At 40.0% G+C, this 24,177-nt stretch carries 25 protein-coding genes, 1 pseudogene and 1 riboswitch; of the genes and pseudogenes, 1 reads left to right on the plus strand and 25 read right to left on the minus strand.

Features of this window, described 5'->3' with window-relative positions:
• Window positions 1-40: 40 nt before the first annotated feature.
• Window positions 41-1,375, minus strand: coding sequence for a sodium-dependent transporter (locus tag BM183_RS06480; RefSeq protein WP_091685428.1), 1,335 nt, complete (start codon window positions 1,373-1,375; stop codon window positions 41-43).
• Window positions 1,376-1,503: 128 nt separating this feature from the next.
• Between BM183_RS06480 and BM183_RS06485 the strand changes: the two genes are divergently transcribed.
• Window positions 1,504-2,382 (plus strand): LysR family transcriptional regulator, encoded by an 879-nt coding sequence (locus BM183_RS06485; RefSeq protein ID WP_170847908.1) that lies wholly within the window; start codon window positions 1,504-1,506, stop codon window positions 2,380-2,382.
• A 29-nt stretch (window positions 2,383-2,411) separates the two neighbouring features.
• Here the strand turns inward: BM183_RS06485 and BM183_RS06490 are convergent, their stop codons facing one another.
• The 24 genes and pseudogenes from BM183_RS06490 to BM183_RS06600 all read right to left on the minus strand — a co-directional run bounded on the left by BM183_RS06490 (window position 2,412) and on the right by BM183_RS06600 (window position 23,831).
• Entirely contained in the window at window positions 2,412-3,047 is a 636-nt protein-coding gene (locus tag BM183_RS06490; RefSeq protein ID WP_091685431.1) for a biosynthetic peptidoglycan transglycosylase, read from the minus strand.
• A 97-nt stretch (window positions 3,048-3,144) separates the two neighbouring features.
• A complete protein-coding gene (locus BM183_RS06495; protein ID WP_091685432.1) occupies window positions 3,145-4,002 on the minus strand; it encodes an AraC family transcriptional regulator in 858 nt (285 codons plus the stop codon).
• 282 nt (window positions 4,003-4,284) lie between these two features.
• Window positions 4,285-4,521, minus strand: coding sequence for a cysteine-rich small domain-containing protein (locus BM183_RS21470; RefSeq protein WP_091685536.1), 237 nt, complete (start codon window positions 4,519-4,521; stop codon window positions 4,285-4,287).
• Between the two features lie 17 nt (window positions 4,522-4,538).
• On the minus strand, window positions 4,539-5,237 hold the full coding sequence (gene cobI / locus BM183_RS06505) for a precorrin-2 C(20)-methyltransferase (RefSeq protein ID WP_091685434.1): 699 nt from the start codon (window positions 5,235-5,237) through the stop codon (window positions 4,539-4,541).
• Window positions 5,234-6,043, minus strand: a complete 810-nt coding sequence (locus tag BM183_RS06510; protein WP_170847909.1) for a sirohydrochlorin cobaltochelatase — start codon at window positions 6,041-6,043, stop codon at window positions 5,234-5,236. The genes cobI and BM183_RS06510 overlap by 4 nt, the downstream gene beginning before the upstream one ends.
• Before the next feature lie 86 nt (window positions 6,044-6,129).
• A complete protein-coding gene (locus BM183_RS06515; protein WP_091685437.1) occupies window positions 6,130-6,453 on the minus strand; it encodes an energy-coupling factor ABC transporter substrate-binding protein in 324 nt (107 codons plus the stop codon).
• A 1-nt stretch (window position 6,454) separates the two neighbouring features.
• Window positions 6,455-7,204: an energy-coupling factor ABC transporter permease gene (locus BM183_RS06520; protein WP_091685439.1), complete on the minus strand. Its 750-nt coding sequence runs from the start codon at window positions 7,202-7,204 to the stop codon at window positions 6,455-6,457.
• Window positions 7,205-7,323: 119 nt separating this feature from the next.
• Window positions 7,324-8,145, minus strand: coding sequence for an energy-coupling factor ABC transporter ATP-binding protein (locus BM183_RS06525; RefSeq protein ID WP_091685441.1), 822 nt, complete (start codon window positions 8,143-8,145; stop codon window positions 7,324-7,326).
• Window positions 8,146-8,946, minus strand: a complete 801-nt coding sequence (cbiQ, locus tag BM183_RS06530) for a cobalt ECF transporter T component CbiQ (protein ID WP_091685443.1) — start codon at window positions 8,944-8,946, stop codon at window positions 8,146-8,148. It lies immediately after the preceding gene.
• The gene (locus BM183_RS06535; protein WP_091685445.1) at window positions 8,924-10,291 is read right to left on the minus strand and encodes a cobyrinic acid a,c-diamide synthase CobB; all 1,368 of its coding nucleotides are present in this window, start codon (window positions 10,289-10,291) and stop codon (window positions 8,924-8,926) included. Before BM183_RS06535 ends, cbiQ begins: the two co-directional genes overlap by 23 nt.
• Before the next feature lie 68 nt (window positions 10,292-10,359).
• The gene (gene cobK / locus BM183_RS06540) at window positions 10,360-12,411 is read right to left on the minus strand and encodes a precorrin-6A reductase (protein ID WP_091685446.1); all 2,052 of its coding nucleotides are present in this window, start codon (window positions 12,409-12,411) and stop codon (window positions 10,360-10,362) included.
• Window positions 12,408-13,139: a precorrin-3B C(17)-methyltransferase gene (gene cobJ / locus BM183_RS06545; RefSeq protein ID WP_091685448.1), complete on the minus strand. Its 732-nt coding sequence runs from the start codon at window positions 13,137-13,139 to the stop codon at window positions 12,408-12,410. The genes cobK and cobJ overlap by 4 nt, the downstream gene beginning before the upstream one ends.
• Window positions 13,129-14,211, minus strand: a complete 1,083-nt coding sequence (locus BM183_RS06550; protein ID WP_091685450.1) for a cobalt-precorrin 5A hydrolase — start codon at window positions 14,209-14,211, stop codon at window positions 13,129-13,131. Before BM183_RS06550 ends, cobJ begins: the two co-directional genes overlap by 11 nt.
• Window positions 14,208-14,966, minus strand: a complete 759-nt coding sequence (cobM, locus tag BM183_RS06555) for a precorrin-4 C(11)-methyltransferase (protein ID WP_091685452.1) — start codon at window positions 14,964-14,966, stop codon at window positions 14,208-14,210. Before cobM ends, BM183_RS06550 begins: the two co-directional genes overlap by 4 nt.
• Before the next feature lie 2 nt (window positions 14,967-14,968).
• Window positions 14,969-16,090: a cobalt-precorrin-5B (C(1))-methyltransferase CbiD gene (gene cbiD, locus BM183_RS06560; RefSeq protein ID WP_091685454.1), complete on the minus strand. Its 1,122-nt coding sequence runs from the start codon at window positions 16,088-16,090 to the stop codon at window positions 14,969-14,971.
• Between the two features lie 2 nt (window positions 16,091-16,092).
• Window positions 16,093-16,728 (minus strand): precorrin-8X methylmutase, encoded by a 636-nt coding sequence (locus BM183_RS21475; protein ID WP_334292866.1) that lies wholly within the window; start codon window positions 16,726-16,728, stop codon window positions 16,093-16,095.
• 171 nt (window positions 16,729-16,899) lie between these two features.
• Window positions 16,900-17,829 (minus strand): annotated as a pseudogene (locus tag BM183_RS21480) (pyridoxal phosphate-dependent aminotransferase); the annotation flags it as partial.
• A gap of 13 nt (window positions 17,830-17,842) precedes the next feature.
• A complete protein-coding gene (cbiB, locus tag BM183_RS06570) occupies window positions 17,843-18,826 on the minus strand; it encodes an adenosylcobinamide-phosphate synthase CbiB (RefSeq protein ID WP_091685458.1) in 984 nt (327 codons plus the stop codon).
• 11 nt (window positions 18,827-18,837) lie between these two features.
• Entirely contained in the window at window positions 18,838-19,455 is a 618-nt protein-coding gene (locus BM183_RS06575; RefSeq protein ID WP_091685460.1) for a histidine phosphatase family protein, read from the minus strand.
• Complete coding sequence (locus BM183_RS06580) at window positions 19,428-19,811, minus strand: bifunctional adenosylcobinamide kinase/adenosylcobinamide-phosphate guanylyltransferase (protein ID WP_091685461.1); 384 nt, start codon at window positions 19,809-19,811, stop codon at window positions 19,428-19,430. The genes BM183_RS06575 and BM183_RS06580 overlap by 28 nt, the downstream gene beginning before the upstream one ends.
• A 140-nt stretch (window positions 19,812-19,951) precedes the next feature.
• Complete coding sequence (locus tag BM183_RS06585; RefSeq protein WP_242960889.1) at window positions 19,952-20,728, minus strand: adenosylcobinamide-GDP ribazoletransferase; 777 nt, start codon at window positions 20,726-20,728, stop codon at window positions 19,952-19,954.
• Entirely contained in the window at window positions 20,721-21,278 is a 558-nt protein-coding gene (locus BM183_RS06590) for a bifunctional adenosylcobinamide kinase/adenosylcobinamide-phosphate guanylyltransferase (RefSeq protein WP_091685463.1), read from the minus strand. The genes BM183_RS06585 and BM183_RS06590 overlap by 8 nt, the downstream gene beginning before the upstream one ends.
• Before the next feature lie 2 nt (window positions 21,279-21,280).
• A complete protein-coding gene (gene cobT, locus BM183_RS06595; RefSeq protein ID WP_091685464.1) occupies window positions 21,281-22,330 on the minus strand; it encodes a nicotinate-nucleotide--dimethylbenzimidazole phosphoribosyltransferase in 1,050 nt (349 codons plus the stop codon).
• A complete protein-coding gene (locus tag BM183_RS06600; RefSeq protein WP_091685466.1) occupies window positions 22,308-23,831 on the minus strand; it encodes a cobyric acid synthase in 1,524 nt (507 codons plus the stop codon). Before BM183_RS06600 ends, cobT begins: the two co-directional genes overlap by 23 nt.
• Window positions 23,832-23,922: 91 nt before the next feature.
• Window positions 23,923-24,112, minus strand: a riboswitch (cobalamin riboswitch).
• Window positions 24,113-24,177 lie beyond the last annotated feature (65 nt).

A 24,177-nucleotide genomic window follows, 5' to 3' on the forward strand; every position in this document is an offset into this window, starting at 1 on the left:
ACAAATAAATGTTTTAATATAGAATAGAATATCCCTTTGTTTATCCTATTCCTTTATAAATAATTCCTAAAATAAAAATCAAGATAGTTATAGGAACATAAATATATCTTGCCACTACTGAATATACCTTCGGCAATTTTTTCTTTCTACCACAATTTAATTCTTCTTCAATCTTATTTCTTCCCAGTATATAATAAATAGATACTGCACCAAATACTGCACCAAGGGGAACTACTAAAATTGTTATGAAATCCATAAATTTACCCACATTCAACTCATTCTCCAAAAATACACCTATAGAAAATGATATTAAAATACTAATCAGTGCCGCTATATTTCTGGAAATCTTATATTTATACTGTAAACTTTCAATAACAGCCTCGAACATGTTGATTAATGAAGTAATTCCTGCTACAAGCACTGAAATAAAGAAGATACATGCAAATATCCTGCCGAATGCGATCTGCCTGAAAATGTCGGGCATTACCAGGAACATAAGTGAGGGTCCTGCTGTTGGTTCAATACCAAATGAAAACACAGCTGGCATAATTACAAGTGCAGATAATAAGGCTGCTAATGTATCATATATAGAAGTCTGCAGTGAAGCATTAACTATATCCTCTTTTTTACCAAGATAAGCTCCATAAACAATCATGCCAGATCCTGTAATTGATAACGAAAAAAATGCCTGTCCCATTGCCATAATCCATGTTTCAATCTGTAATAAAGACTGCCACTTAGGAATAAAAAGAAATTTATATCCTTCCACAGAACCTGGCAATAATAATACCCGTACCGCCAAGAAAGCAAAGAGTATGTAAAATACCGGCATTAATACTTTGCTGACTTTCTCAATTCTTGCCACTGAATCTGTAAATAATATAAGAACCGTAATTCCTAAAATCGCAATATGCCATATTACACTACCAAAATCTCCGGTTGCCTGTGAAAAATAATTCCCGCTTGAAGTTTCAAATAAGGCTCCGGTTGCAGAGCCAAATAAAGCTCTTAATACCCATCCTATTATAATTGCATATCCGGTTGCAATACCAAGAGAACCGACTAATGGAATCCACCCTAAGGCTGTTCCCGTCTTGGAATGCTTTGATTTCTTCCAGCAAACCTCATATGCTCCAAGAGTACCCGTTTTTGCCTTCCTTCCTATAGCAAACTCTGCTGATAATCCAACATAACCAAATAGAAAAATGAATAATAGATATGGAATCAAAAATGCTGCTCCACCATACTGTCCCAGTCGGTATGGAAAAAGCCAGATATTACCCAATCCAACTGCTGATCCGACACAGGCCAAAATAAAACCCCATTTACTTCCAAATAAATTACTATTTGAATTTGTTTGTTTCTTTTCCTTCATATATTTAACCTCTAAGTATTTTGATATTGAATTTCTTCATTAATTACTATACCATACTACTTAGGATAAATATAATTGATAATATAGATAATATCATCAATATTTTTGATATGGCTTGGAGGGTAAAAATGGATTTTAAGAATATACAGACCTTTATAAAAGTTGCAGAATTAAAAAGCTTTTCCTTAGCCGCTTTAGAGCTTGGTTATTCACAGTCAGCGGTCTCTACACAAATTACTAATTTAGAAAAAGAGTTAGGCCACTTACTTTTTGACCGCATCGGCCATAAAATTGCACTTACTGCAAATGGGGTTATATTTTTACAATACACACAAAACATCCAGCTTTTAACCGAAGAATTAAAAGCACAACTAAATGGATGTACCGATGAAATATCCGGTACCATTCGAATTGCAATGGCTGATTCCATCTGTACATCCATTTTTCCAAAAATACTTACCGGATTCCAAAAACAATATTCTAATGTAAAAATTGTTATAAAAACCGGGGTAACATCGGATATGTTCACTTTACTTAACCATAATGAGGTAGATATAGTATGCACTTTGGACTTAAAAATACAGCGTCCCGATATTGTTATATTAAAAGAATCCCCTGTCAACGCTAATTTTTATATTTCCTCCAACCATCCTCTTGCAGGTAAGACTAATACTACCATATCTGATATTAAGCAATATCCTATCTATCTTACGGAAGAAAATATCAGTTATCGAAAGTATTTAGATCATATCATAGCAGAGCTTGATGAATTTATAATTCCCACATATGAAATCGGGAATGTACAGGTGATTAAGGAACTTATCTTAAACTCTTTTGGTATAGGATTTATTCCTGACTTTGTGGTAGCAAAAGAACTAAGTGAAAAATCAATTCTTCCAATTTCCAACCCAAACTTTCTGGTTACCATATGGAAGCAATTAATATGCCATAGAGGAAAAGCACTCACTCCAGCAATGAATGCCCTGATTAATTTTATAGACATCTGACATTATACAAAAACATTTACTGTATGAATCTAAATTCCATCTGCAGTCATAGCAGAGAGAACATTAGGATTATAATTGTTTGGACTTTTAATAGTCCAAACAAGAGCAGCAACTTGTTCTGAATTCAAATCCCGGGGAGAAACGCCGTAATAGTGGTAAGAAGCCTCTTTTATTCCATAGCATCCCTCACCGAAATAAATAATATTTATATATAGTTCCAATATCTGGTCTTTTGTTAAGTGCTGCTCCAGATCATGGGAGGCAAAAAGCTCAGCTACTTTTCTTTCTAATTTCTTTTCAAATGAAAAATATATATTTTTTGCAAGCTGCTGGCTTATGGTACTTCCCCCCTGGGCAAAATATCCTAGCCTAATATTGTTAAACATTGCTCTTGTTGTTGCAATCAGATCAAAGCCGCTGTGACTATAAAATCTTTTGTCCTCCGATTTTATCAGATCTTTTATAAACTCTTCGGAAACTTCATCAAGTTTAACGTAATTATCACGGCTTTGAACTTCTGCTATGGTTTTTTCAAGATTAACTGTATTCTTGGAATTGCGGTACATTTCATATCCACTGCGAATAACCGGATAAACCTTTATTGTAAAAACAGAAAGAAAAATAAGAAAACATACAAGTATCATAGATTTCAATATTTTTTTCATATTCTATACTCCTTTCAATATAATACAATTATATTGTATCACAGGAGTATTATTATGCCATAGTCTAAACTTACAATAAACTAACATTTTTGTAAGGTTATTTCTTTTTTCTTACAGGAATCCATACCTCAAACTTAGCATTTTGTGGTTCTGGGTTAAGATAAACTTCTATATCCGGGCCGTTATCATATTCGTATCCGGAGGTAGGAAGCCATTCTGTTACAATCCGTTGTTCTAACTCTTGTATAGCCTGGGGGCATTGACCTTCTCCTGAGAATATTGCCCATGTAAAAGGTGAAACCACATATTCCTCCAATGCTTGATCCACTGTTTCTTTTGCACTTGCAACGGCAATAAAATATTTCCACTCTTCGAAATCATTGCAGACACTTACACCTAACACCCCCACAGGCTCCCCTTCCATTATGGAAACCAATTTAGGGATTGATCCATCCATAGCAGCTTTTTGCCACATCTGGGGTACAATCTCAAAGTTCTTATCAATTTCTTTGTGAAGGGGCTCTGCTATTCCTACAATACGAAATGCCTCTTTCTTTTCAATTCTGTAGTTCATTTTATCTGCTCCTTTAATAATTATTTTGAAGCTGATAGGAGGATAGGCTCTTAAGGACACTCCTTCTTCTTTTACAAGAGAAGGAGCAATTCCATGGACACTTTGAAACGCCCTGTTAAAGGATGTGGGAGATGTGTAACCATATTTTAAAGCAACATCAACAACTTTTTCATCTCCACTTTGCAAATCCACAGCTGCCAAAGACATACGCCTGCGGCGGATATATTCAGAAAGAGAAACATTCGCCATATAAGCAAACATTCTCTGAAAATGATATGTTGAACAGCAAGCTACTTTTGCAACCTGGTCATAATCAATTTTCTCTCCCATATGTTCTTCAATATAATCAATCGCCTTATTTAATCTTTCAATCCACTCCATATAGTCAACTCCTTATTATTAGTATATTGATTTTACAAAACCATGTCCTCTCAATTGATGCACAAATAAGCGAGGCTGCTAACCACTCTGAATATTCAACTTTTCTGGAACTTTCTTCAGGGTATATTTTATTTTACAATATCTTTTTTCTCTGAAGATAATTACATTGTATCATTAAGTCCAATGAAAGCAATTCCTTTTACTTTGTCACAGAGAACAATATATATAAAAATAGGCTATGTTTTTCCATTAAAGAAGAACATAGCCTATTAAATATTATGACTATAGTTTAAGCAATTTTAGTATAACCTCATAGTTTTCCGGCCGATGTGGGAATGTACAGTTAGTGCAGACTTTTATTACTTTACCGTCATATTCCTTGTATTCCGGTTTTCCCGGACAGTTTTCTCTTGTATAAAAAGGACAATAACAAAAAAGGCAGTTAAAATCCTTAAGTCCCTTATGGCACGGAAAATACTTGCAGTCCCTGTTTTCAAAAAAACGATATGAGTTCTCCATATATCCTGCTATCCCTTTCAAACTTTCTCTTTCACTATTACAATAGTCAAATAACCACTTTCCGTATCCAGATTGTTTATCCCGATACTTATTGACTCCTCTTTCATTCCGCAATTTGATACAGCATAAACTTCCAAACCCTCTAAACCCTCATATTCCAGCAAAGTCTTCTTTAACTGGGCAAGGTTTTTTCCTGATTTCATATAAATCTTTGTTCCATCCAGTTCCAAAGTATGGACTACATCATAGGAGCCGGGTATGATATGTATTTCGTCACTGTTATCTCCTAAGGAAATACCAAGTGCCGCCGCAACTGCACAAAAAGAAGGAATTCCACTTATCATAACCGCTGTACCTTTATCCTCTGACACTCTGGCATGAATATAGCTATATGTGGAATATATGGAAGGATCTCCAATCACAAGAAATGCAACGGTTTTATCTTTTGCTAAAAACCCCGCAATATCTTTATATATCTCATCATGGGTCTTTTTTAATATCTCTTTATCTTTAATCATTGGAAAAGGCATGCATTTAATTTCTTTTTCCTTAATCTGAGGATATACTTTCTCAACTATATGGTATGCATAGCATTCCTCTTTCGATTCCGTAGGAAGAATGATTATATCACTTTCTTTGATGCATCTTAACGCTTTCAAAGTTAATAGTTCAGGGTCCCCCGGACCTACTCCAATTCCATATAAAACCTTACTCATTCAAACCTCGATTCCAGCGTTTTACACTTCGTATTTGCCTCTCTTAAATGTCTAATGTAAAGATTACGTATTCCTTCATATTCTCCCATTCCTCTTAAGATACATTCCGGTTCATAACCCTCATTTCTTAGTTTTGATGCTAGGGAATCTTCTTCCCCGGCCATATCATTTACAGCATGGTCTCCTGCCACCAGCATAAAAGGCAGCAGCAGTACACGTCCCTTTTCTTTCGGGGATGCCTTCAGCCTCTCTATCACAGTCTCAATCGTAACCGTTCCTTCCACGGTTGCTATATAGATTTCTTTTCCAGTATAACTCTGCAGTTCCTTCTCAACCATTGCATAACATCTGTCTGCTTCGTGAGCGGATCCGTGTCCCATAAGTATAACAGGCGCGTCTCCTGCTATTTTCTCTATTTCCTTCCAGAAAGCTTTAGCAATATACTTACAATCCTCCTCATTTCCAAGAAGCACATCTGCTGTTTTTATATCATCAAATAACTCACGGCAGCTTTCTATAGTTTGCTTCATTCTGTTATTTTCAATTCCGTCTATGATATGTGTAGGCAGAACTACGGCATGGGTAACCCCCTCCTGGTGCATCTGCTGTAATGCCTCTTTTACATCAGGGACAATAATATTATCCCTTTTCTTTAAAATACTTCTTACAATTCCACTGGAATAGGCCTGATAGATATTCCAGTCCGGGAAGTTTTCCCGGACTGTTTCTGCTAGCTTTTCAATATTTTTTTCCCTGGTATCCTTATGTGTGGTTCCAAAACTAACAATTAGAATTCCCTGTTTCATATATTCCTCCATGTTGCTGACCCGTTATTTGGGTATCTGTACGAATTTGCTATGTAAAATGCCCTCCAAATACATGAAGGTATATCCTATAACTCACTTGTCCCCTTAGTATTCGCCCACTTCTTGCGCTCTACAAAACGTCCCATACAAAAGGCCAGAATACCAATTCCGATTCCTGTCTGAAGGCAGAAGAAAAGACTTTCTACTTCACCTGGAAGTTCTCCCTTAATCATGGTTTCTAAAACCGGTGTAAACCATGGTTCATAACTTCCTCTAATTTCTTCAATCATCACACTTCCGGCATCGTCAGAACCTCCAAACTCCGCACCTTTTAATGCGAATAGGGGTATCAGAGCTATTAATAAGGCTGCAATAATCAATAAGATAACTGTTCTCTTTGTCTTATTCATATTAATTTTCCTCCAAATTTAAATTAACCAGCTTAAGCTCCTGATTTGCATATGTTTTCAACGCAATCATAATTAAGACAGTAAGAATTCCTTCCAGTACAGCAAGAGGAAGCTGTGTTGGTGCAAAAACTCCCAAGAATTTTCCCATAGATGTAATTACTCCGCCTTCTTCCGATGGGTAAGCAATGGCAAGCTGGAAACTTGTAATGCAATATGTAAAGATATCTCCAAAGAAAGCTGCCAGAAAAACACTTACCATAGGATTTACCTTTAATTTTTTGCAAAGCTGAAAGATACCATAACTAAGAAGGGGACCTGCAATTGCCATGGAAAAGGTGTTGGCGCCCAGTGATGTCAGTCCCCCATGAGCAAGGAGAATTGCTTGGAATAACAGAACAATAACTCCCAGAATGCTGACAGCCGTGGGTCCGAATAAAATTGCTCCTAACCCAGTTCCGGTCATATGGGAACAGCTTCCTGTTACAGATGGGATCTTCAAGGAAGATATTAAAAAAATAAACGCTCCTGCCATTGCAAGCAGGGTAATATTCTTTCTGTTATCCTTCAGTTTCTTTTTAATGGATAGATATCCTGTTACTAAAAATGGAATGCTTAAAACTCCCCAAGCAATACAATATTTTGGTGAAAGATATCCTTCCATAATGTGCATCCCATAGGCTCTTTGGGAAAAACCCATGATCACTGACACCACTGCCAGTGTAAAAATCATCTTTTTTTGTTTCGTTGACATATTAACCTCCATTCCGATGCTTTGCACCCTTAAAAATTTTCACAGCAATTTTTTGCTCCGGCACAAATTGCCAGTTGAAGAACTGATTCGGTAGCAACTAATTAGTTGTTACCATTCTTTTATAAAAGTAGAGCAATATCTGATAATTTTTTGGGATATTCTGTTGTCTCTTTGATTTTTCCCTTTTCCCTCAACAGGTCATATAGTTCCATAAAAACCGGCTTTTTTAAATTCGCTTTCTTTAGTATAACCTCATCCCTAAAGATTTCCTGGGCTGTTCCGTCACCAATCAGCTCCCCGTCACAAAAAACCAGAATCCGCTTTGCAAAACGAAAAGCAAAATCCACATCATGGGTTGAAAGAAGAATTGTTTTGCCTTTCTGCTGGATTTTATCCAGAATTTCTTCCAATGCCTGAGCATTCACCGGATCTAGAGATGCAGTAGGTTCATCAAATATCATAATTTCAGAGTCCATCGCCAGAATATCTGCAATACTGACTCTTTTTTTCTCGCCGCCGCTAAGATAATGGGGAGGTCGGGTAATATAATCCTCCAGTTTCATTTCTCTTATGGCCTCCATGGTTTTTTCTTCAACCTCCCCTCTTGGAAGCTTCATATTCAATGGACCAAAGGCCACCTCCGCCTTTACTGTGGAAGCAATAATCTGGCTGTCGGCATCCTGAAAGACTATCCCTACATTACGTCTTAACTTGGTTTTATTTTTCTTGTCAATCATCTCCCCCCGATACCGGATCTCCCCGGATGAAGGTTCCCTCACACCGTTTAAGTTCAGAAAAAAAGTAGTTTTTCCTGCTCCATTGGCACCTAGAACCGCAATCTTTTCCTGTTCGTATATTGCAATACTGATATCCTTTAATGCCTGATGATTTCTATCATAGGCAAAGGTCAAATGGTTTATTTCCAGAATTTTTTCCTTCATCTAAACGTTCCTCCGTAAGACTATAAAAACCAACATTAGTAATAGAGTATATAGTGCTCCGTACATCAGCTGCTTCCCTGTTACTGTCTTGGTTTCTTCCCAAAAAATCCCGGTTCCCTCATAGCCTCTTGCTTCCATGGCATCATAATACATATCCGCCTTTTTCATAGACAGTACTAACAGGTTAGCCATCTCACTGCTAAAGGTATGAAAAGAAGTCTTCATATCACAATATCCCAGTCTTGATTTTGCCGCATCTTTCTGTTTCTGATTGGTTTCTGACAGAATGAAAATATACCGGTAGATCAGATGCATCAGTTCCAGTATCAAGGCAGGTACATGAAGCCTTCGGAACACGGATATAATCTCTCCCATAGGTGTAGAAAGGGTAAGCATATAGAATGCACTAACGGCTGCAAGTGCCTTTAAAGTTACATTAACAGCCAGTAATAGACTGTCCTTTGTAATATATAGCTTCGTCTGAAAAAAGCTGATATAAAATATACTGTTATGCCCCCTTCCAATCTGTACCATAATTGCTGCTCCTCCCATCAAAAGGAAAGCCGCCGGAATTTTCATCAGCCTTAAATAGGCTTTCATGGGGATTCTTCCCACCCCAACACTGAGAAATAGCATAAACAGTATGGTTACAAGTGAAATCCAAAGGGAATCCGCCCCTATTACCGTTATTAACCCTCCCATGGAGAATATTACTTTATAAACCGCATTCCAGTTCCCTAAATCAGAAATATATGAATAATAATCAATAGATTTTTGTTCATAAGCTTTTCCTTTTCCCATATTCCTGCGCCCTCTCCAAATAACATCTCACATAACCCGGATTAGAGTAATAATACAGATGGGGAAAGCCCCACCAGTAGTTTTTTCCGGCGTGAATGCATTGCCATTCTTTCCCCGATACCGGCTTCCACGCGATACAGGAATCTCCATTCTCAGTACTGTCATAATAATGGAATTCATGCCCTCTAATACCGGCATTCTTACTTAGAAAGGCCTCTTTTTCTTCTGTAATATTAATGTAACCGAACCGCACCAGTTTCCCTGTATAATGACAGCTGCCCCTTATGGCTCCCACCATGGAAAAATTCTTTCCTTCCATATCCTCCATGGATTTATGGAGATACATAAATCCGCCGCATTCGGCTATAGAAGGCATTCCATTATCAATAGCCTCTTTAATGCTTGTTTTCATCCGGCTGTTTCCGGATAGTTCCTCTATATAAAGTTCCGGATACCCACCTCCCAGAAGAGTACCATGGATGTGCTCCGGTAGCTTTGAATCCCTTAAAGGTGAAAAGTAAATCAATTGGGCTCCTAATTTCTGAAGCAGTTTTAAATTGTCCTCATAATAAAAACAGAAAGCTTCATCTCTTGCAACTCCGATTCGTATGTTTTTTACCTGAGGGGTAATCTTAACCTCTTCCCCTTCCAATTCAACCGCTTGTAAAGCAAGGGCCATTACTTTGTCAAGACTGACTGTAGTCTTTATAATATCCGCTGATTTTTTTACCTGCTCTTTAAGATCTTCCACCTCATCAGGCATTTGAAGTCCCAGATGCCTGCTCTCAAGGCGGATATCCTTTTGCTTTGGAAAATACCCCAGAACAGGAACAGGTATCTGTGCCTCCAGCTCTGGTTTTAAGGTCTCATAGAACATCTTTGAAGTGTTATTTAAAATCACTCCCCGAATCAGTTGTGATCTATCATATTGCAGAAATCCACTAATTAGAGGAATGACCGACCTTCCCATGCCATGTGCATTAATAACAAGAATAATGGGGGTCTTTGTAACCTTAGCCAGATCATAGGAGGAGGCTTCTTCCTTTATTCCTCCAAGACCGTCATAAAGCCCCATTACTCCTTCGATAATCGAGATATCTTTTCCTTCTGCTTCCTCCAAAAACAGGTGCCTTGTTATATTCTCATCAGTAAAATAAGTGTCCAAATTCTTAGATGGTACACCAATCACCTTCTGGTGGAACATGGGGTCAATATAGTCAGGTCCGCATTTAAAAGCAGCCACTTTCTTATTACAATCCACCATAGCCTGTAATAAAGAACAGGTAAGTAATGTTTTACCGCTTCCGCTGCTCACTGCTGCAATCATAATTCTTGGCGCTTTCATTCTTATAGCCATGCTCCTTTCTGGATAATTTGTGCATAGCGGTCTTCCATTTGTGAAAATGTTTTCTTTTACACTTCTCCCCCTGCCATGTGAACTTTAAAGTCAAAGGAGATAATATAAACAGGATTCTCTGCCTGCATCAAATGATATCTGCCCAAAGTATTTGCCCTGCTTACCTGAACTTGGACAATCTCCTGATTTTCTACCGGAAGAATACTTAGAAGAGCTGTTACTTCGCTGATTGTTTCCAAAGTTATTGCATTGATAACCACATGAAGCCGGGGATTTTTTTCATAAAGTTTTTCAAGAATATCCTTCATGTTTCCGCTGCTTCCACCAAGGAAGGCATGGGTAGGAGCAGGCAATCCGTTAAATACCTCCGGCGCTTCTCCCTCAATAACAGTTATGTTGTTAAGGTTGTGCTTTAACCGGTTATCTTCCGTCAAGCCAGCAGCTTCCCTCTTTTTATCAATGGCATATACCTGTAGATGTTCCGATAATCCGGCACACTCTACCGCTATAGAGCCTGTGCCGCTTCCGATATCATAAAGAACCCCATTCTGGTATAGCCTGAGTTTGCATATAGATATTTCCCTTATCTCTTCCTTTGTCATGGGAACCTTATCTCTGAGAAAGACTCTATCCGGCAACCCATGAGTGAGGAATCTGTTCCCTGCATTGTTATTCTCTATCAGGCAGACATAAAGTCCCTCTTCCTCAAGGGCTGAACAATCTGCTGGTGATAATACCATAATCTGTTCTTCCGGATAAGAAAGCTGATACCCTACATAGATTTTTACCTCTTTCATACCTGCTTTAATAAGAATGGATCCAAGCGCCTTCATGTCCTCTAATCCAGAGACTAAAAGAAATGTCCTCCCATTGGTTCTGACTGCCTCCGGTATATTGGCAGTTCTTCCATGGATACTTATAATAGCTGCATCCTGCCAGCTGCATCCTAGTTTTGCTGCCAGATAGGATACGCAGGATATCCCTGGATAGATTTTTACTGTTGCTGCTAATCTTCCAGCTTTCATCTCCCTCAACAACTCTTCATAAAGCTTCCCGGCTCCGCTGTAGAAACCGGTATCTCCGGAAAATAAAATGGCTGCCCTTAACTTTTCATTATATCCATACCCCTTTGAAGATTTTTCTATTAAACTTGGTATGATATCCTTTGCCAAATAATACGGCAGTTTTTCTACATCTGATGAAATACCTGCCAGAAGCCGCTGCGGACCAAAAATCAGATCTGCTTCCTTAATCCGTTCCTTAGCCTCCAGGGTCAATAGTGCTTGATTCCCCATTCCCGTACCTACCAGTGAAATATCAATTCTGCATTTCTGTTCCAGCTTAACACCTGTCAGCTTTTCCAGCTCTTTGCATACTTCATGAAAGGTATATCCACCAATTTTTTCCGGGTTCCCTATTACCATTGTCTTAATTCCGGTATTTTGGGCAGCCTGTATCTTTTCTAAAAAACCGCCGTTATTTCCGCTTTCCTTGGTAACCATCCAACGGATAGCATACTGCCTTATGATTGCTTCATTTAATTCCAGGGAGAAAGGTCCCTGCAAAGCTAGTATCTGCTTTCCTGTAATTCCATTCTCCTGACATAGGGCTATGCTTTCCAGTCCCGGCAATACTCTTGCATAAATCCGGGAACGTAGATTTTCTGATTTGCTGTATACTCCCAGTTCTTTACTTCCAGTCGTAAGAAGAATATTTCCCTCCGTATCTTCCAAAGCGGCAGCGCAGGTTTCATTGCTGCCAAAAAAGGTAACATCCCCCTCTTGTTCCAATCTGTTATTCGTATTCCGCTTTAGCCGGAAATAAGGAAGATGACTATCCTTCATACTTTGTATGATATTTTCTGAAACAACAGTTGCAAAGGGGTGAGTAGCATCCACTACCCCAAGGAAGCCCCCTTCATCAATGAAGTCCTTCATTTCTTCCGCAGTCATTCTACCCTGACGAACTGTAAGTCCCTCCTGTTTATCCATGACCTGCTCTCCGTATTCCGTAGCGACGCAGACTGTACAGTGAATGCCGTTTCTACACAGGTATTCTGCCAAGCTGCGTCCTTCTGTTGTTCCTGAAAAAATCAGTATCTGTTTCATAGCTGATATCCCCTTTTTGTAACTAATTTCCCTTCCAGTAGCTCTGTCTGGGAATTACCAATAAATACGGTTGTAAACATATTAACCTGTGCTTCTCTTAACTCCCTTAGTGAACAAGTAACGGTTTTTGTTCCTTCCCGCCCTATGTTTTCCACATATCCGCAGATTCTGCTTTCCTCAAACTGCTCTAATAAGATATCACAGGCTTTTCTTAAATAATCCGCTCTCTTATAACTGGAGGGATTATAGATCGCAATGCAGAAATCTCCTGTGGCTGCCGCCCTTAATCTTCTTTCAATGGTTTCCCAGGGAGTCAATAGATCACTTAAACTTATAACACAATAATCATGACCTAAAGGTGCTCCAAGACAAGCAGCTCCGCTATTGGCAGCGGTTATTCCCGGAATAATGGTAAGTTTACAATCCGGATATTCCGTACTCATCTCATACATCAAGGATGCCATCCCATATACCCCCGCATCTCCGCTGCAAATCATGGCTACCTTTTTTCCCTTACAAGCTTCCTCAAAGCACATCCTGCAACGCTCTGCTTCTTTTCTCATAGGTGTGGATAAGAATTCCTTCCCTGCAAAACGTTCTGTCAGCAAATCCAGGTATACCGGATAACCGATAATAACCTGGCTTTCCTCTAAAGCCCTTACTGCCTGGGATGTCATCATCTCTTCTGCCCCTGGGCCCATTCCTACAACATAAATATTATACTTCATCAAAAGTCACACTCCATTTTCGTTCTGCAATTGCTACAGTAATCCCATTCTCCGGGTATTTTCTTGTAAGCAGCCTTCCCCCCTCTCCACAAGCTGCCATGGCAGCGCGCTCACTAACATTATCCACACCCACCTGTTCCTGTACAAAAGAGGAGAAAGTGTACTCTCCTGGGATGTGCTTAAGTTCTTCCTCAGAAAAAGTCTGGTAAGGCAGGTTATATTTCTCAGCATACTCCAATAAACCTACTTCTTCCTTCTTTCGATCAATAGAGGCAAGGGACGCCACCGACTCCTGCCGGATTCCTACCTTTAACAGCTGTCTTTTTACCACTTCCTCTATCTCAAGAAGGGATTTTCCTCGTCTGCATCCAATCCCAACAATATAAACCTTGGGGCAAAGCTGCAGATCTGCTTTGACTACATCTTCCAAAAAAGGAGAGATGATAATGGAAGCCTTACCTACCACCGGGTAGGAAATCAAGGTAAGTTCTTCCGGCAGCCTTCCCTGATAGTTACAAGCCATAGCAATGGTTACCTTTTTCCCAGCAAGCACTGCCGAGGAAACCTCTTTAATTCCTTTTCGATTACAGATTACAAGGCCATTTTTTCTGGCAAATACATCTACTGCAAATAAATTGTTTACATCTGTTGCAGTGGTAAGTACCGCTGTTCCACCCAGTTTTTCTGCTATTATTTCAGCAAGTCCATTGGCTCCGCCATAATGTCCTGACAATACCGGTATAACAAACCTACCAGCCTCATCCATTACCAGAACTGCCGGTTCCTCCAGCTTATCCTTCACAAAAGGTGCAATAGTGCGAATGGCAATGCCACAGGCTCCAATAAACAGCAGTGCATTCTGTGACTGAAACTGCTCTCCCACCCAAGTTAGGAGATCCTTCTTAATATACTCTGGTCCTTCAATACCTTTCCCTTTCATAGGGACTTTATTTGTCTCCAGTATCTTACACTTTGTATAAACGGTAACATCTATTTCCTGCTCCAGGACATTTTGTACAGTCATGGAAAGTGCCCGTCCTCTTTCAGTAAAGCTTATTATGCTTAACTTCATAAACGCATTCCTCTGAATTCTGTTTCAAAATCCGGTGCATATAGTCTGGAACGACTGTATTTTTGAGGGGCTATTGCATCTCCAATCAGAATTATGGCGGTCTTTGTTATTCCATGAGCTTTTGCTGTCTCCTCCAGGGTTTCAATGGTACACAGATAAGCCTCTTCCTCCGGCCAGGTAGCCTTATAAACTATAACCGCCGGCGTATCCGGCCGATATGCTCCCTTAAGCAGTCTTTTTCTCAATTCTCCAAGCATCCCTGTGCTTAGATAAATTGCCATGGAAGTTCCGTGTGATGCCAGGCTTTCTATGCTCTCCTCTTCAGGAACCGCTGTCTTTCCTTCCATCCTGGTAATAATAAGGCTTTGTGCAATCCCAGGCAGGGTATATTCCAGATTTAATGAAGCTGCTGCTCCAAAGCAGGCACTAACCCCTGGACAACTCTCATATTCTACTCCAAGCTCATCCAAAAGATCCATCTGCTCCCTGACGGCCCCATAGATACTTGGATCACCTGTATGAAGGCGTACAGTATTTTTATTATTTTGTTCTGCCTGCTCTATAACCTGGATTACTTCTTCCAGAGTCATTTTTGCACTGTTATATATGCTGCAATCTTTTTTTGTATACTTTAAAAGCTCCGGATTTACCAAAGAACCTGCATAGATGACCACATCCGCTTTCTCCAGCATGTTCATTCCTCTTACGGTAATTAAATCTACCGCCCCTGTTCCTGCTCCTACAAAATAAACCATAGTTACACTTCCACCTCCTTAATTTTTTTTAATAATTTTTCTGCGCCTTTACTCTTTGCCAATTCTCCAAAATCATTGGCATACATGATACATTCTATATGAAGCCTCCCGGCTGCCCGCTTATTCAGATAATAACATGCTTTATCCATGATAATTTCCATAGTCTCCATAACTTTCCCATATTCCTTCAGTATCCGTACTGCTTCCTCCGTAGAGACACAGGTAAGAATATCCTTTGCGGCCTTTAAAGATATTCCGGCTTGAATTCCTGCCGCCATCATTAGTTCCATCCTGCAATCTCCCTCTTTCGAGTGAGTATTCATCATCCCACCGGAGAGCTTAACCAGTTTACCCACATGGCCGGTTAGGAGCATTTCCTCAAACCCCGCCTCAGATGCCATATCAATAACATCTCCGATAAAATTACTGCATTTGACACTTCTGTCCAAATCATATTGATAAGCATTCTTCATAAAAGCCTGCCCATAATTACCCGGTGTTACAGCAACAGCTTTCTGCCCTCCTTCTTTCTTTACATTCAGCTCCACCCGTATAGTCTCAAGAAGTGCCTGACTGCTCATTGGTTCTACAATACCGGTAGTACCAAGGATGGATATTCCTCCGGTAATTCCAAGCTTTGGATTAAAGGTCTTTTCCGCAAGCATTTCCCCATGGGGGACTGATATTACCACTCGAATTTTTCCATGATAATCCGTTAGCTCACAGATTTCCTCAACCTCTTTTGTAATCATTTCCCGGGGAACATGATTAATAGCTGCATTCCCAACGGGCTGATCCAGACCTGCCTTAGTCACTCTTCCAACTCCAAGGCCTCCATCGATCAGAATTTTACCACCTTTAAAACCTGATTCTTCCCCCACTAATGAAACCTCGGCAAAGATCAACGCTCCGGTAGTAACATCCGGATCATCTCCCCCATCTTTTCTTACTGCGCAGCTAACCCTGAATTCCTCTCTGGTAATCTCCTCGATTACTGCATCAAAAGGAATTCCCTTGGGGGTATCAATTGTAATTGTTCTTTTTTCTTTTCCGGTCAAAAGCATATAGGCACTTGCCTTTGCCGCAGCTGCTGCACAGCTTCCAGTTGTAAAACCATATCTCATTCCTATCTCCCAAGTTCATAAAGAATGGCATTGCATATTGCTGCCGCCACATTACTTCCGCCTTTTCTTCCGCGGTTAACGATATAAGGAACATCTGTCTTTAATATTAACTCCTTGGCTGCTTCCACGTTGACAAAGCCAACCGGTACACCAATAATAAATGCAGGCCGGAACATCCTGCTCTCTATCATTTCATATAACTGAACCAAAGCAGTAGGAGCATTCCCAACAACAAATATTACTGGTTTCTCTATTTTGGAAGCCCACTCCATACTAACAGCCGCTCTTGTGATCTGGCGTTCCTTTGCCAGAACCGCAATCTCCTTTTCTGCCATAAAACAATGAGCACTACCTCCAAAACGTGCCAATACAGTCTTATTAATACCTGCCATTGCCATATTGGTGTCTGTAACGATATCCGCACCTTCTTTAATCAACTGCTTTCCTTTCTCAACTGCTCCTTCAGAAAACACAAGGGTATCTGCATATTCAAAATCCGCACTGGTATGGATAACCCGCTTGGTGACCATCTCCTGCTCCGGCGGCAGCAAAATATTTCTTTCCTTAAGCTCCCTGGATATAATCTCAAAACTTCTCTTTTCTATCTCCTCAGGAAGTACAAATTCAATATTATGCATCTTTATATCCATGCTCCTTTCAACGTATTGGAAAGAATGAATTTCTTTCAACCTTCCAAACATGATATCCCCTTGCAACATCTCTTTAACCCCTTTTATCAGCATCACATTATCCGAATGCTTCTTAACCGCAATCCGGTAATATCCTCTTCCTAATCCTCTAAAATTACTGCAATCACGAATCAGTATTTCTTTCTTAAGCAATTCATCATATAGCTGCAGATCCGTTCTTATTAGCAGATAATCCGCGTCAGAAGGATATACCTTAATTCCCAACTGTTCCAACTGACCTTTAAGATATTGCCTCTCTGTCTCTACAACCTGTATGCTCTCTTCTATGTACTCCTTTTCCTGACAAGCTGCAATTCCGGCTGCCTGAGCAAAAACAGATAAATTCCATTCCGGCAGATGTTTTTCAATCCTGTTTCTTAATTCCTTATCACCACAGAACAGGTAACCCAGTCTTGCTCCCGGTATTGCATAGATTTTTGTAAATGCACTGACAACTATCACATGGGGGTAGGTTTCCAGTCTATTTTTGTATGTATACCTTTCTTCCTTACCTGAAAATTCAAGAAAACATTCATCAAGTACAATAAGTATCTGCTTCCTTTTGCACTCCTCTGCAATTTGTTCCAACAGAGCGCTGTCTATCAAATTTCCTACCGGGTTATTGGGATTAGCCAGAAAAAGCAAGTCCGTTTCCTCCGTAAGATATTCCATAATCCCTTTATCAAGTGTATAACCCATCTCTTCCTTCATCTCATAGAAAAGTACTTCCCCCCGGGAAGACATCACTGCTCTTTCATATCCATAAAAGGAAGGAACCGGTATCACGATTCTCCCCGGATCCACGGCATGGATAATTGCTGTAAACAGCTCCGATGCCCCATTCCCAAGTAAGATATGTTCCTTATTAACTCCCATTCTTTCAGCAAGACTTTCTGTCAGCCTCTCTGCCTTAATATCCGGATACTGTTCACAATTTTCCACTGCCTCTAACAGTGCCTTCCTAACTGCAGCCGGCATCCCAAGAGGATTGATATTTACTGAAAAATCTATTTTAACTTTATTTCGATATATGTCACCGCCGTGAAACATCTATTCCTCCTAACTAAAAAACCATCTGCAAAATTCCCATACAAAGCAGACATATTCCTTCACAAAGCCCTGCAGTTATGTACAGCAGGCGATTTACCCGTACAATATCTTCGAATTCCACTGCCCTTAAGTCATCTCCAATATATGGCTTTTTTACAACTTTGCCAAAATAGCTGTTATCTCCGGCAAGACGTATCCCTAAAGCTCCGGCACATACTGCTTCCGTATGGGCAGAGTTTGGACTGGCATGATTTCTTCTGTCCCGCTTATAGATCTTCCATGCATGTTTCCTATTGTATTCTTTTCCGGCAAAGGAGCAGGAAACTATCATAAGTACTGCACTGATTCTGGCAGGAAGGAAGTTTAGCACATCATCAAGTTTAGCAGCTGCCCTTCCAAAATAAAGATACCTGTCATTCTTATATCCCACCATAGAATCCATGGTATTAACTGCCTTATAAAAAAAGCCAAGAACCGGCCCGCCAATTGCCAGACAGAGCATGGGTGCAATAATACCATCAGAAGTATTCTCGGCAACTGTTTCAATGGCGGCCTTTGCTACACCGCTTTCATCCAGTACCCGGGTGTCTCGTCCCACAATCATAGAAACCGCTTCTCTTGCACCCTGTAGATTCCCTTCCTTTAACTTTACATATACCTTCATACTTTCTACCTTTAAGCATTTTGTGGCCAGCATCTGATAGGACATAATACTTTCCACAGCCAGGCCTAGTAAGGGTGCTGCTTTATATGCAGAACATAAGATAATAGCTGTTACAGCTACGGTAATCACTAATACCAGAACAGTAAGGCAAATCCCTTTCATGAATTCTTTTTTATAGTTTCGTTCCCTCTCACTGATATCTCCTAACAGCTTTTTGTCTAATTCTGCTATTAGTTTTCCGATTAATCGGATTGGATGAGGAAGCCAGTAAGGATCTCCAAGTAATAAGTCCATAATAAATCCAATAAAAAAGCCAGCAATATGATAAATCATTGATTATTCCTCTATAACTTCCGTATTATTTCTATTCTTATTTCACTGTTATTCCTGATTAAGGAGCACACATACCCTTCTCCATTCTTGCACCCGTAATCAAAATAATCCCCTCCGCAGTAAGCACTTAACAGCGCCATAATGCTGCCCCCATGAACTATAACTGCTGCTGTGGCCGGTGCTTCTCCTGCTTTTTGCTCCATTACTCCAAGCAGCTTATGTAAACCTTCCTTGCATCTGACTTCAAATTCCTCTCTGCTTTCTCCTTCCGGAAAGGGTAATTCCCCATTGCTGTCAATCCAGGCTTGATACTGTATATCTTCCTTCAATTCCTTATAGTTCTTACCTTCAAAACGGCCAAAATCCATCTCCTTCCATTCCTGTATCAAAATAGGTTTCCTGCAGCTATAGATAATATCTGCGGTCTGAAGGCAGCGTTTCATGGGACTTGAAAATATAATCTCTCCCTTTGGATATTTCCCTGCCATTTTATTGGTAATAAGCTTTTCTCTTCCCTTCGCTGACAGTTCTTCATCTGTTCGCCCAAGATATCTGCCAAAGGAATTGGAGGTTGTCTCTCCATGTCGTATTAGTATCAGATTTATTTGAGTCTCTGTCCGATTCCACATATGACCCGCTCCACCTTTTCTGCTTTTTCTGCCAGAGTACAAAGAATTCTTCCAAGCCGCTCCCTATACTCCCTTTCCTCTGCTTCCATGGGAACAATTCCGTTTCCAACTTCGTCGCTGATAATTATTAACCGGGGACATTTAAGTAATATCCCTTTTATTTCCTCCTCGGGATCCACACCAGCTTTCAACCAGTTCCTTACTAACATATGGAAATTGTTAAGAACTCTTACATCTTCATAAGAGGAACCGTCCGTTTCCAAAGCACCATCCAGTACCTTTTCTAAAGGTACTCCGGTCTGCTTCATCACATAACTTAATTTTCCCTGGGCATAGCCCCCAATATATAATTCCATACTCTTTCCCTTCCATAATTTAAATATTTATTGTAATTGCATCCTCGATTCCGGTACTTTGGCCGCCAAATAATCACAGCAACTTTGTGCCCCACAAATTACCGGTTAAAAATCTTGTTTCAACCTGCCTCCCATTAACATCAGATCAACCCTGCTATTGAGCAAACACCCACAATTACTACAGTAACTCCTTCGCATAGAGTTACAAAATATCCGGAAGTATCCCCAGTAATTCCGCCAAATTCCTTATAGCAACGGTAACGGTAATAACCGAAAGTTAACAAAGTTCCGGCAATTACCGCCATGCCTGCCCATAATGACAAGGTTATCATTACAGCGAAGCATAGTATAAGCTGTATATAAAGAGAAATCTTCACAATCTTTTCATGGGCCTTACTGGAAAATAGAAACAGTAATCCGTCCTTTTTTGCATTTTTAAAGGTTACAACTCCAATTCCGCATAAAGTACGGGAGAGAAAGAAACCGGCGCTGACTACAGCCAATGCCCTAAGGCTTATAATTTCAGAATAAGCCCCCATATACACCAAATAATATAAGACCAGTTGTATTACAGAAAAGGCACCAATATGAGAATCCTTTAATATTTCCAACTTCCTTTCCCTGCTCTGGTAGGAATGAAAGGCATCCATAGAATCCATAAAGCCATCTACATGAAAGCCACCTGTAACAAGAAGAGGTATTGCTGTTCCAACCGTTGTGTATAATACTCTTCCTATAGATAAATTGTTGCAAATTATCCCCCAGAGCATTGTCACAAGTCCAATTACAGCACCCACCCAAGGGAAAAAGCAAAGAACATATTTCATATCCTGATCCTTCCATTCAAGCTGTGGAACGGGAATTTTGGAATACATTGAAAATGAAATTATAAATGATCTGATTAACAATCTAATCATATTTGATCAATTCCCCCTTTACTGGAACCGGAATGCCTGCCACAACTTCTGTTACTGCATCCGCCATAGCTGCCAATTGGGTATTAATTCTTCCCAATGCTTCCATATAACTCTTTGTTGCAATTTCATAATCAATACCATCCTCAAACACATTATTAGTAACAATAATCAGGTCATTTGTTTTTTGCCTGAGGGAACATATACTTCTACAAATTTTGTCTACTACATCCTCCACTACGTTTAATTCTCCTGAAAACATCTCATTTGCTACCAGATTTGACATACACTCCAGCAAAACTATTTTATTACCACTCTTCATATTTTCCAGTGCTTCAAGTATATTGACCGGCTGCTCAATGGTTTCAAATCCTTTTCCAGCTCTTAATATCCGGTGCCGTTCCACCTTTTTTCTGCCTTCCTCACCGTAAACCTGCATGGTAGCAATATAATATAAGGACGGATCGTTTAGCTTATTAGCCAGCGAGACCACTGTTTTCTCTCCATAGGCGGATTTTCCGCTGCCGCTGCCTCCTGTTATTAATACAAACATTGTTATTTACCTATCCTATTGATATCTTCAAAAGTAACGGGGTTATCATATAAGGAGAGTGCCATATCCAGTAATGAAAACATCATCACAGCACCGGTACCTTCCCCTAATGCCATTTCCCCATGGATTACCGGGTGCAGTCCAAGTTCCTCCATTATCTTTATTGCAGCTGGCTCTTTACTCAGATGAGAAGGGATGATATAATCCTTAACTCCCGGAACAAGCCTTTCCGCAGTCAAAGCTGCTACTCCGCTGATCACACCATCCATGACTACCGGAATATGGTGAACCGCTCCGCCGATAAAAACTCCTGTTAGTCCGGCAATGTCATACCCTCCCACAGTTGCCAGGATTCGAAGAGTTTCACTCTTATGAAAGTTATAATTATCCAATGCTTCTTTAATAACTTCCACTTTACGATTCACTCCTTCCCTGCTAAGTCCTGCACCCTTTCCTGTAACATCCTCTACCCTGCACTGGAGCAGGGCTGCTGTCATTGCACTGCTTGTGGTGGTATTGCCAATCCCCATTTCTCCTGTTGCAACAAGGCTGTAACCTTGTTCTTTACAGTCAGCAACCATTGCAATTCCAACTTCTATTGCTTTCAGGACATCTTCCTGTGACATGGCCGGTTCCTTTTTAAAATTCCTGGTTCCATGTGCAATATTACGTTGAATCATGCCCCCTATCTCATTATCCCTGTTTATTCCGATGTCCACCGGCAGGATATCTGCCCCGGTCACTTTTGCCATTTTACACACAGAAGTATCCTTCATTACCATACTGGAGGCTATAATTGACGTCATCTCCTGGCCATACTGGGTTACTCCCTCTTCCACAATTCCATTGTCTGCGCACATAACAATCACGGCCTTTTTTGAAATATCAATGTGTGTGGTTCCCGTTATGGCTCCAATTTGTGCGAAAATTGTTTCAAATTGGCCAAGTCCCTTTAAGGGCTTTGCAATTCCATCCCAGATATTTTTTACATTTTCCCTAATGTTTTCATCCGGTCTGTCAATATATAATTTAGATAATGCTTCTGCTGTCATATTCCCCTCCCTCTAAAATCCTGTATATTCCATCCATGTCCAAATATTTTCTTAAAGTATCTGCAAGCTTATCATATTGGGTTTCTTTAAAGCTTCTATAATCCATCATCAGGCCCCCTTCCAAGGTAATGCCTTTTCTCTCTGCCAGACCATTCACTATAACAGAAGCAATTGTTCCTTCATCAAAAATCCCATGAACATAAGTACCATAGATATTATCTCCGAAAATTCCATCCTCTTTCCATTGACCATTCAATGCATTTGTAAGAGTACATAGGGGTTTACAGCCTTGCTCAAGCCGGGTGATTCCCATATGGATCTCATAACCTTTTAATCCCATGCCGGATAATCCTGATAGTACACCGGTTAGTTTCCCGAAACATCCTTCTACCTGAGTACGAACCTTTTCTTTCTCCAGTACCGTTTCCATTGGGAATAATTCCATTCCGCGGATTGATCCTCCCTCTTCTATAGAATAGGGATCAGATATTCTATTGCCTAACATCTGGTAGCCCCCGCAAATTCCAAATATAACACAGTCACCTTTTCCCTTTTTCACTGCTGCCTCTAAGCCATTCTGCCGCATCCATTTTAAGTCACCCATAGTATTCTTACTGCCAGGCAGAATAATCATATCCGGATGATGCAGCTGAGTAACAGAATCAACATACCTTACAGATACTCCTTTAATTTGTTCAAAAACAGAAAAATCACTGAAATTTGAGATTCTGGGGAATCTGATAATTGCAATATCTATCTGTGCCTCCTCTTTTTTATCAAATCGGCTTGTCAGGCTATCCTCATCTTCCAGAGATACGTTCATATACGGAACTACTCCTATTACCGGAATACCTCCCTTGTTCTCAAGCATTGTGATTCCCGGATCCAGAATTGATTTATCTCCCCTGAACTTATTGATAATAAGTCCCTTTACCCGAGCCTTTTCACAATCTTCCAAAAGCATTAAGGTACCAATAAGCTGGGCGAAGACACCGCCTCTGTCAATATCCCCCACTAAAAGTACCGGTGCGTTAAGCATTTCTGCCAGCCCCATGTTTACTATATCGTTTTCCTTTAAATTGATTTCAGCCGGACTTCCTGCACCTTCAACAACGATAATATCTGCCTGTTTCTCCAGTTCTTCATATGCTTTTTTAATATCCGGCACAAGTTTCTTTTTAAGCTTGAAATAATCCTTAGCATTCATATTCCCCATCACTTCGCCGTTTACAATTACCTGGGAACCAATATCATTGGTAGGCTTTAATAGTATTGGATTCATCAATACCGAGGGCTTTATTCCTGCTGCCTCTGCCTGCATTACCTGGGCTCTTCCCATTTCCAGGCCTTCCTCCGTAATATAGGAGTTCAAGGCCATATTCTGAGACTTAAAAGGAGCGACCCGGTAACCATCCTGCTTAAATATTCTGCATAAGCCTGCTACAAGCAAACTCTTCCCTGCATTTGACATAGTTCCCTGAACCATGATTACTTTTGCCATAAAAAAACCTCCATTGCCACAACGGGCATGGAGGTATAAATTTAGACACAAAAAAAACGTATCATCCATTCCAAACCAGTTACTCGTGGCTGTAGTAGCTTCATCCAAGGCAGGTCTCCTGACTAAAAGATCATCATTAACAGCAGTCTTCCCGATTAATATCAGTGACGTATTTGCCGCAACTCCCTTATCACAGTGACGAGTTCGTACAGGATTTTCACCTGTTTCCCTTTTCATCAGAACCAATTTGGTATTCTGACACCTTAAATGTATTATATTTTTAATAACAGTATTGTATCACATAAATTATAATTCTGCCAACTTTTTTGTCCTCATCTTTCGTCAA

This window comes from Anaerocolumna aminovalerica (assembly GCF_900115365.1).
GTDB lineage: Bacteria > Bacillota > Clostridia > Lachnospirales > Lachnospiraceae > Anaerocolumna > Anaerocolumna aminovalerica.

What these genes read in the sequence shown, in the direction of transcription:
- BM183_RS06515 (WP_091685437.1), bottom strand. Translation starts at nt 6,453, where the DNA reads ATGAATAAGACAAAGAGAACAGTTATCTTATTGATTATTGCAGCCTTA.
- BM183_RS06480 (WP_091685428.1), bottom strand. Translation starts at nt 1,375, where the DNA reads ATGAAGGAAAAGAAACAAACAAATTCAAATAGTAATTTATTTGGAAGT.
- BM183_RS21470 (WP_091685536.1), bottom strand. Translation starts at nt 4,521, where the DNA reads ATGGAGAACTCATATCGTTTTTTTGAAAACAGGGACTGCAAGTATTTT.
- cobT (WP_091685464.1), bottom strand. Translation starts at nt 22,330, where the DNA reads ATGACAGCAGAAGCATTATCTAAATTATATATTGACAGACCGGATGAA.
- BM183_RS06580 (WP_091685461.1), bottom strand. Translation starts at nt 19,811, where the DNA reads ATGGAATTATATATTGGGGGCTATGCCCAGGGAAAATTAAGTTATGTG.
- cobI (WP_091685434.1), bottom strand. Translation starts at nt 5,237, where the DNA reads ATGAGTAAGGTTTTATATGGAATTGGAGTAGGTCCGGGGGACCCTGAA.
- BM183_RS21475 (WP_334292866.1), bottom strand. Translation starts at nt 16,728, where the DNA reads ATGCATAATATTGAATTTGTACTTCCTGAGGAGATAGAAAAGAGAAGT.
- BM183_RS06585 (WP_242960889.1), bottom strand. Translation starts at nt 20,728, where the DNA reads ATGATTAGATTGTTAATCAGATCATTTATAATTTCATTTTCAATGTAT.
- BM183_RS06575 (WP_091685460.1), bottom strand. Translation starts at nt 19,455, where the DNA reads ATGTGGAATCGGACAGAGACTCAAATAAATCTGATACTAATACGACAT.
- BM183_RS06510 (WP_170847909.1), bottom strand. Translation starts at nt 6,043, where the DNA reads ATGAAACAGGGAATTCTAATTGTTAGTTTTGGAACCACACATAAGGAT.
- BM183_RS06590 (WP_091685463.1), bottom strand. Translation starts at nt 21,278, where the DNA reads ATGTTTGTATTAATAACAGGAGGCAGCGGCAGCGGAAAATCCGCCTAT.
- cobM (WP_091685452.1), bottom strand. Translation starts at nt 14,966, where the DNA reads ATGGTTTATTTTGTAGGAGCAGGAACAGGGGCGGTAGATTTAATTACC.
- BM183_RS06495 (WP_091685432.1), bottom strand. Translation starts at nt 4,002, where the DNA reads ATGGAGTGGATTGAAAGATTAAATAAGGCGATTGATTATATTGAAGAA.
- cbiQ (WP_091685443.1), bottom strand. Translation starts at nt 8,946, where the DNA reads ATGGGAAAAGGAAAAGCTTATGAACAAAAATCTATTGATTATTATTCA.
- cobJ (WP_091685448.1), bottom strand. Translation starts at nt 13,139, where the DNA reads ATGAAGTATAATATTTATGTTGTAGGAATGGGCCCAGGGGCAGAAGAG.
- cobK (WP_091685446.1), bottom strand. Translation starts at nt 12,411, where the DNA reads ATGAAACAGATACTGATTTTTTCAGGAACAACAGAAGGACGCAGCTTG.
- cbiB (WP_091685458.1), bottom strand. Translation starts at nt 18,826, where the DNA reads ATGATTTATCATATTGCTGGCTTTTTTATTGGATTTATTATGGACTTA.
- BM183_RS06535 (WP_091685445.1), bottom strand. Translation starts at nt 10,291, where the DNA reads ATGAAAGCGCCAAGAATTATGATTGCAGCAGTGAGCAGCGGAAGCGGT.
- BM183_RS06550 (WP_091685450.1), bottom strand. Translation starts at nt 14,211, where the DNA reads ATGAAGTTAAGCATAATAAGCTTTACTGAAAGAGGACGGGCACTTTCC.
- BM183_RS06490 (WP_091685431.1), bottom strand. Translation starts at nt 3,047, where the DNA reads ATGAAAAAAATATTGAAATCTATGATACTTGTATGTTTTCTTATTTTT.
- BM183_RS06520 (WP_091685439.1), bottom strand. Translation starts at nt 7,204, where the DNA reads ATGTCAACGAAACAAAAAAAGATGATTTTTACACTGGCAGTGGTGTCA.
- BM183_RS06525 (WP_091685441.1), bottom strand. Translation starts at nt 8,145, where the DNA reads ATGAAGGAAAAAATTCTGGAAATAAACCATTTGACCTTTGCCTATGAT.
- BM183_RS06485 (WP_170847908.1), top strand. Translation starts at nt 1,504, where the DNA reads ATGGATTTTAAGAATATACAGACCTTTATAAAAGTTGCAGAATTAAAA.
- BM183_RS06600 (WP_091685466.1), bottom strand. Translation starts at nt 23,831, where the DNA reads ATGGCAAAAGTAATCATGGTTCAGGGAACTATGTCAAATGCAGGGAAG.
- cbiD (WP_091685454.1), bottom strand. Translation starts at nt 16,090, where the DNA reads ATGAGATATGGTTTTACAACTGGAAGCTGTGCAGCAGCTGCGGCAAAG.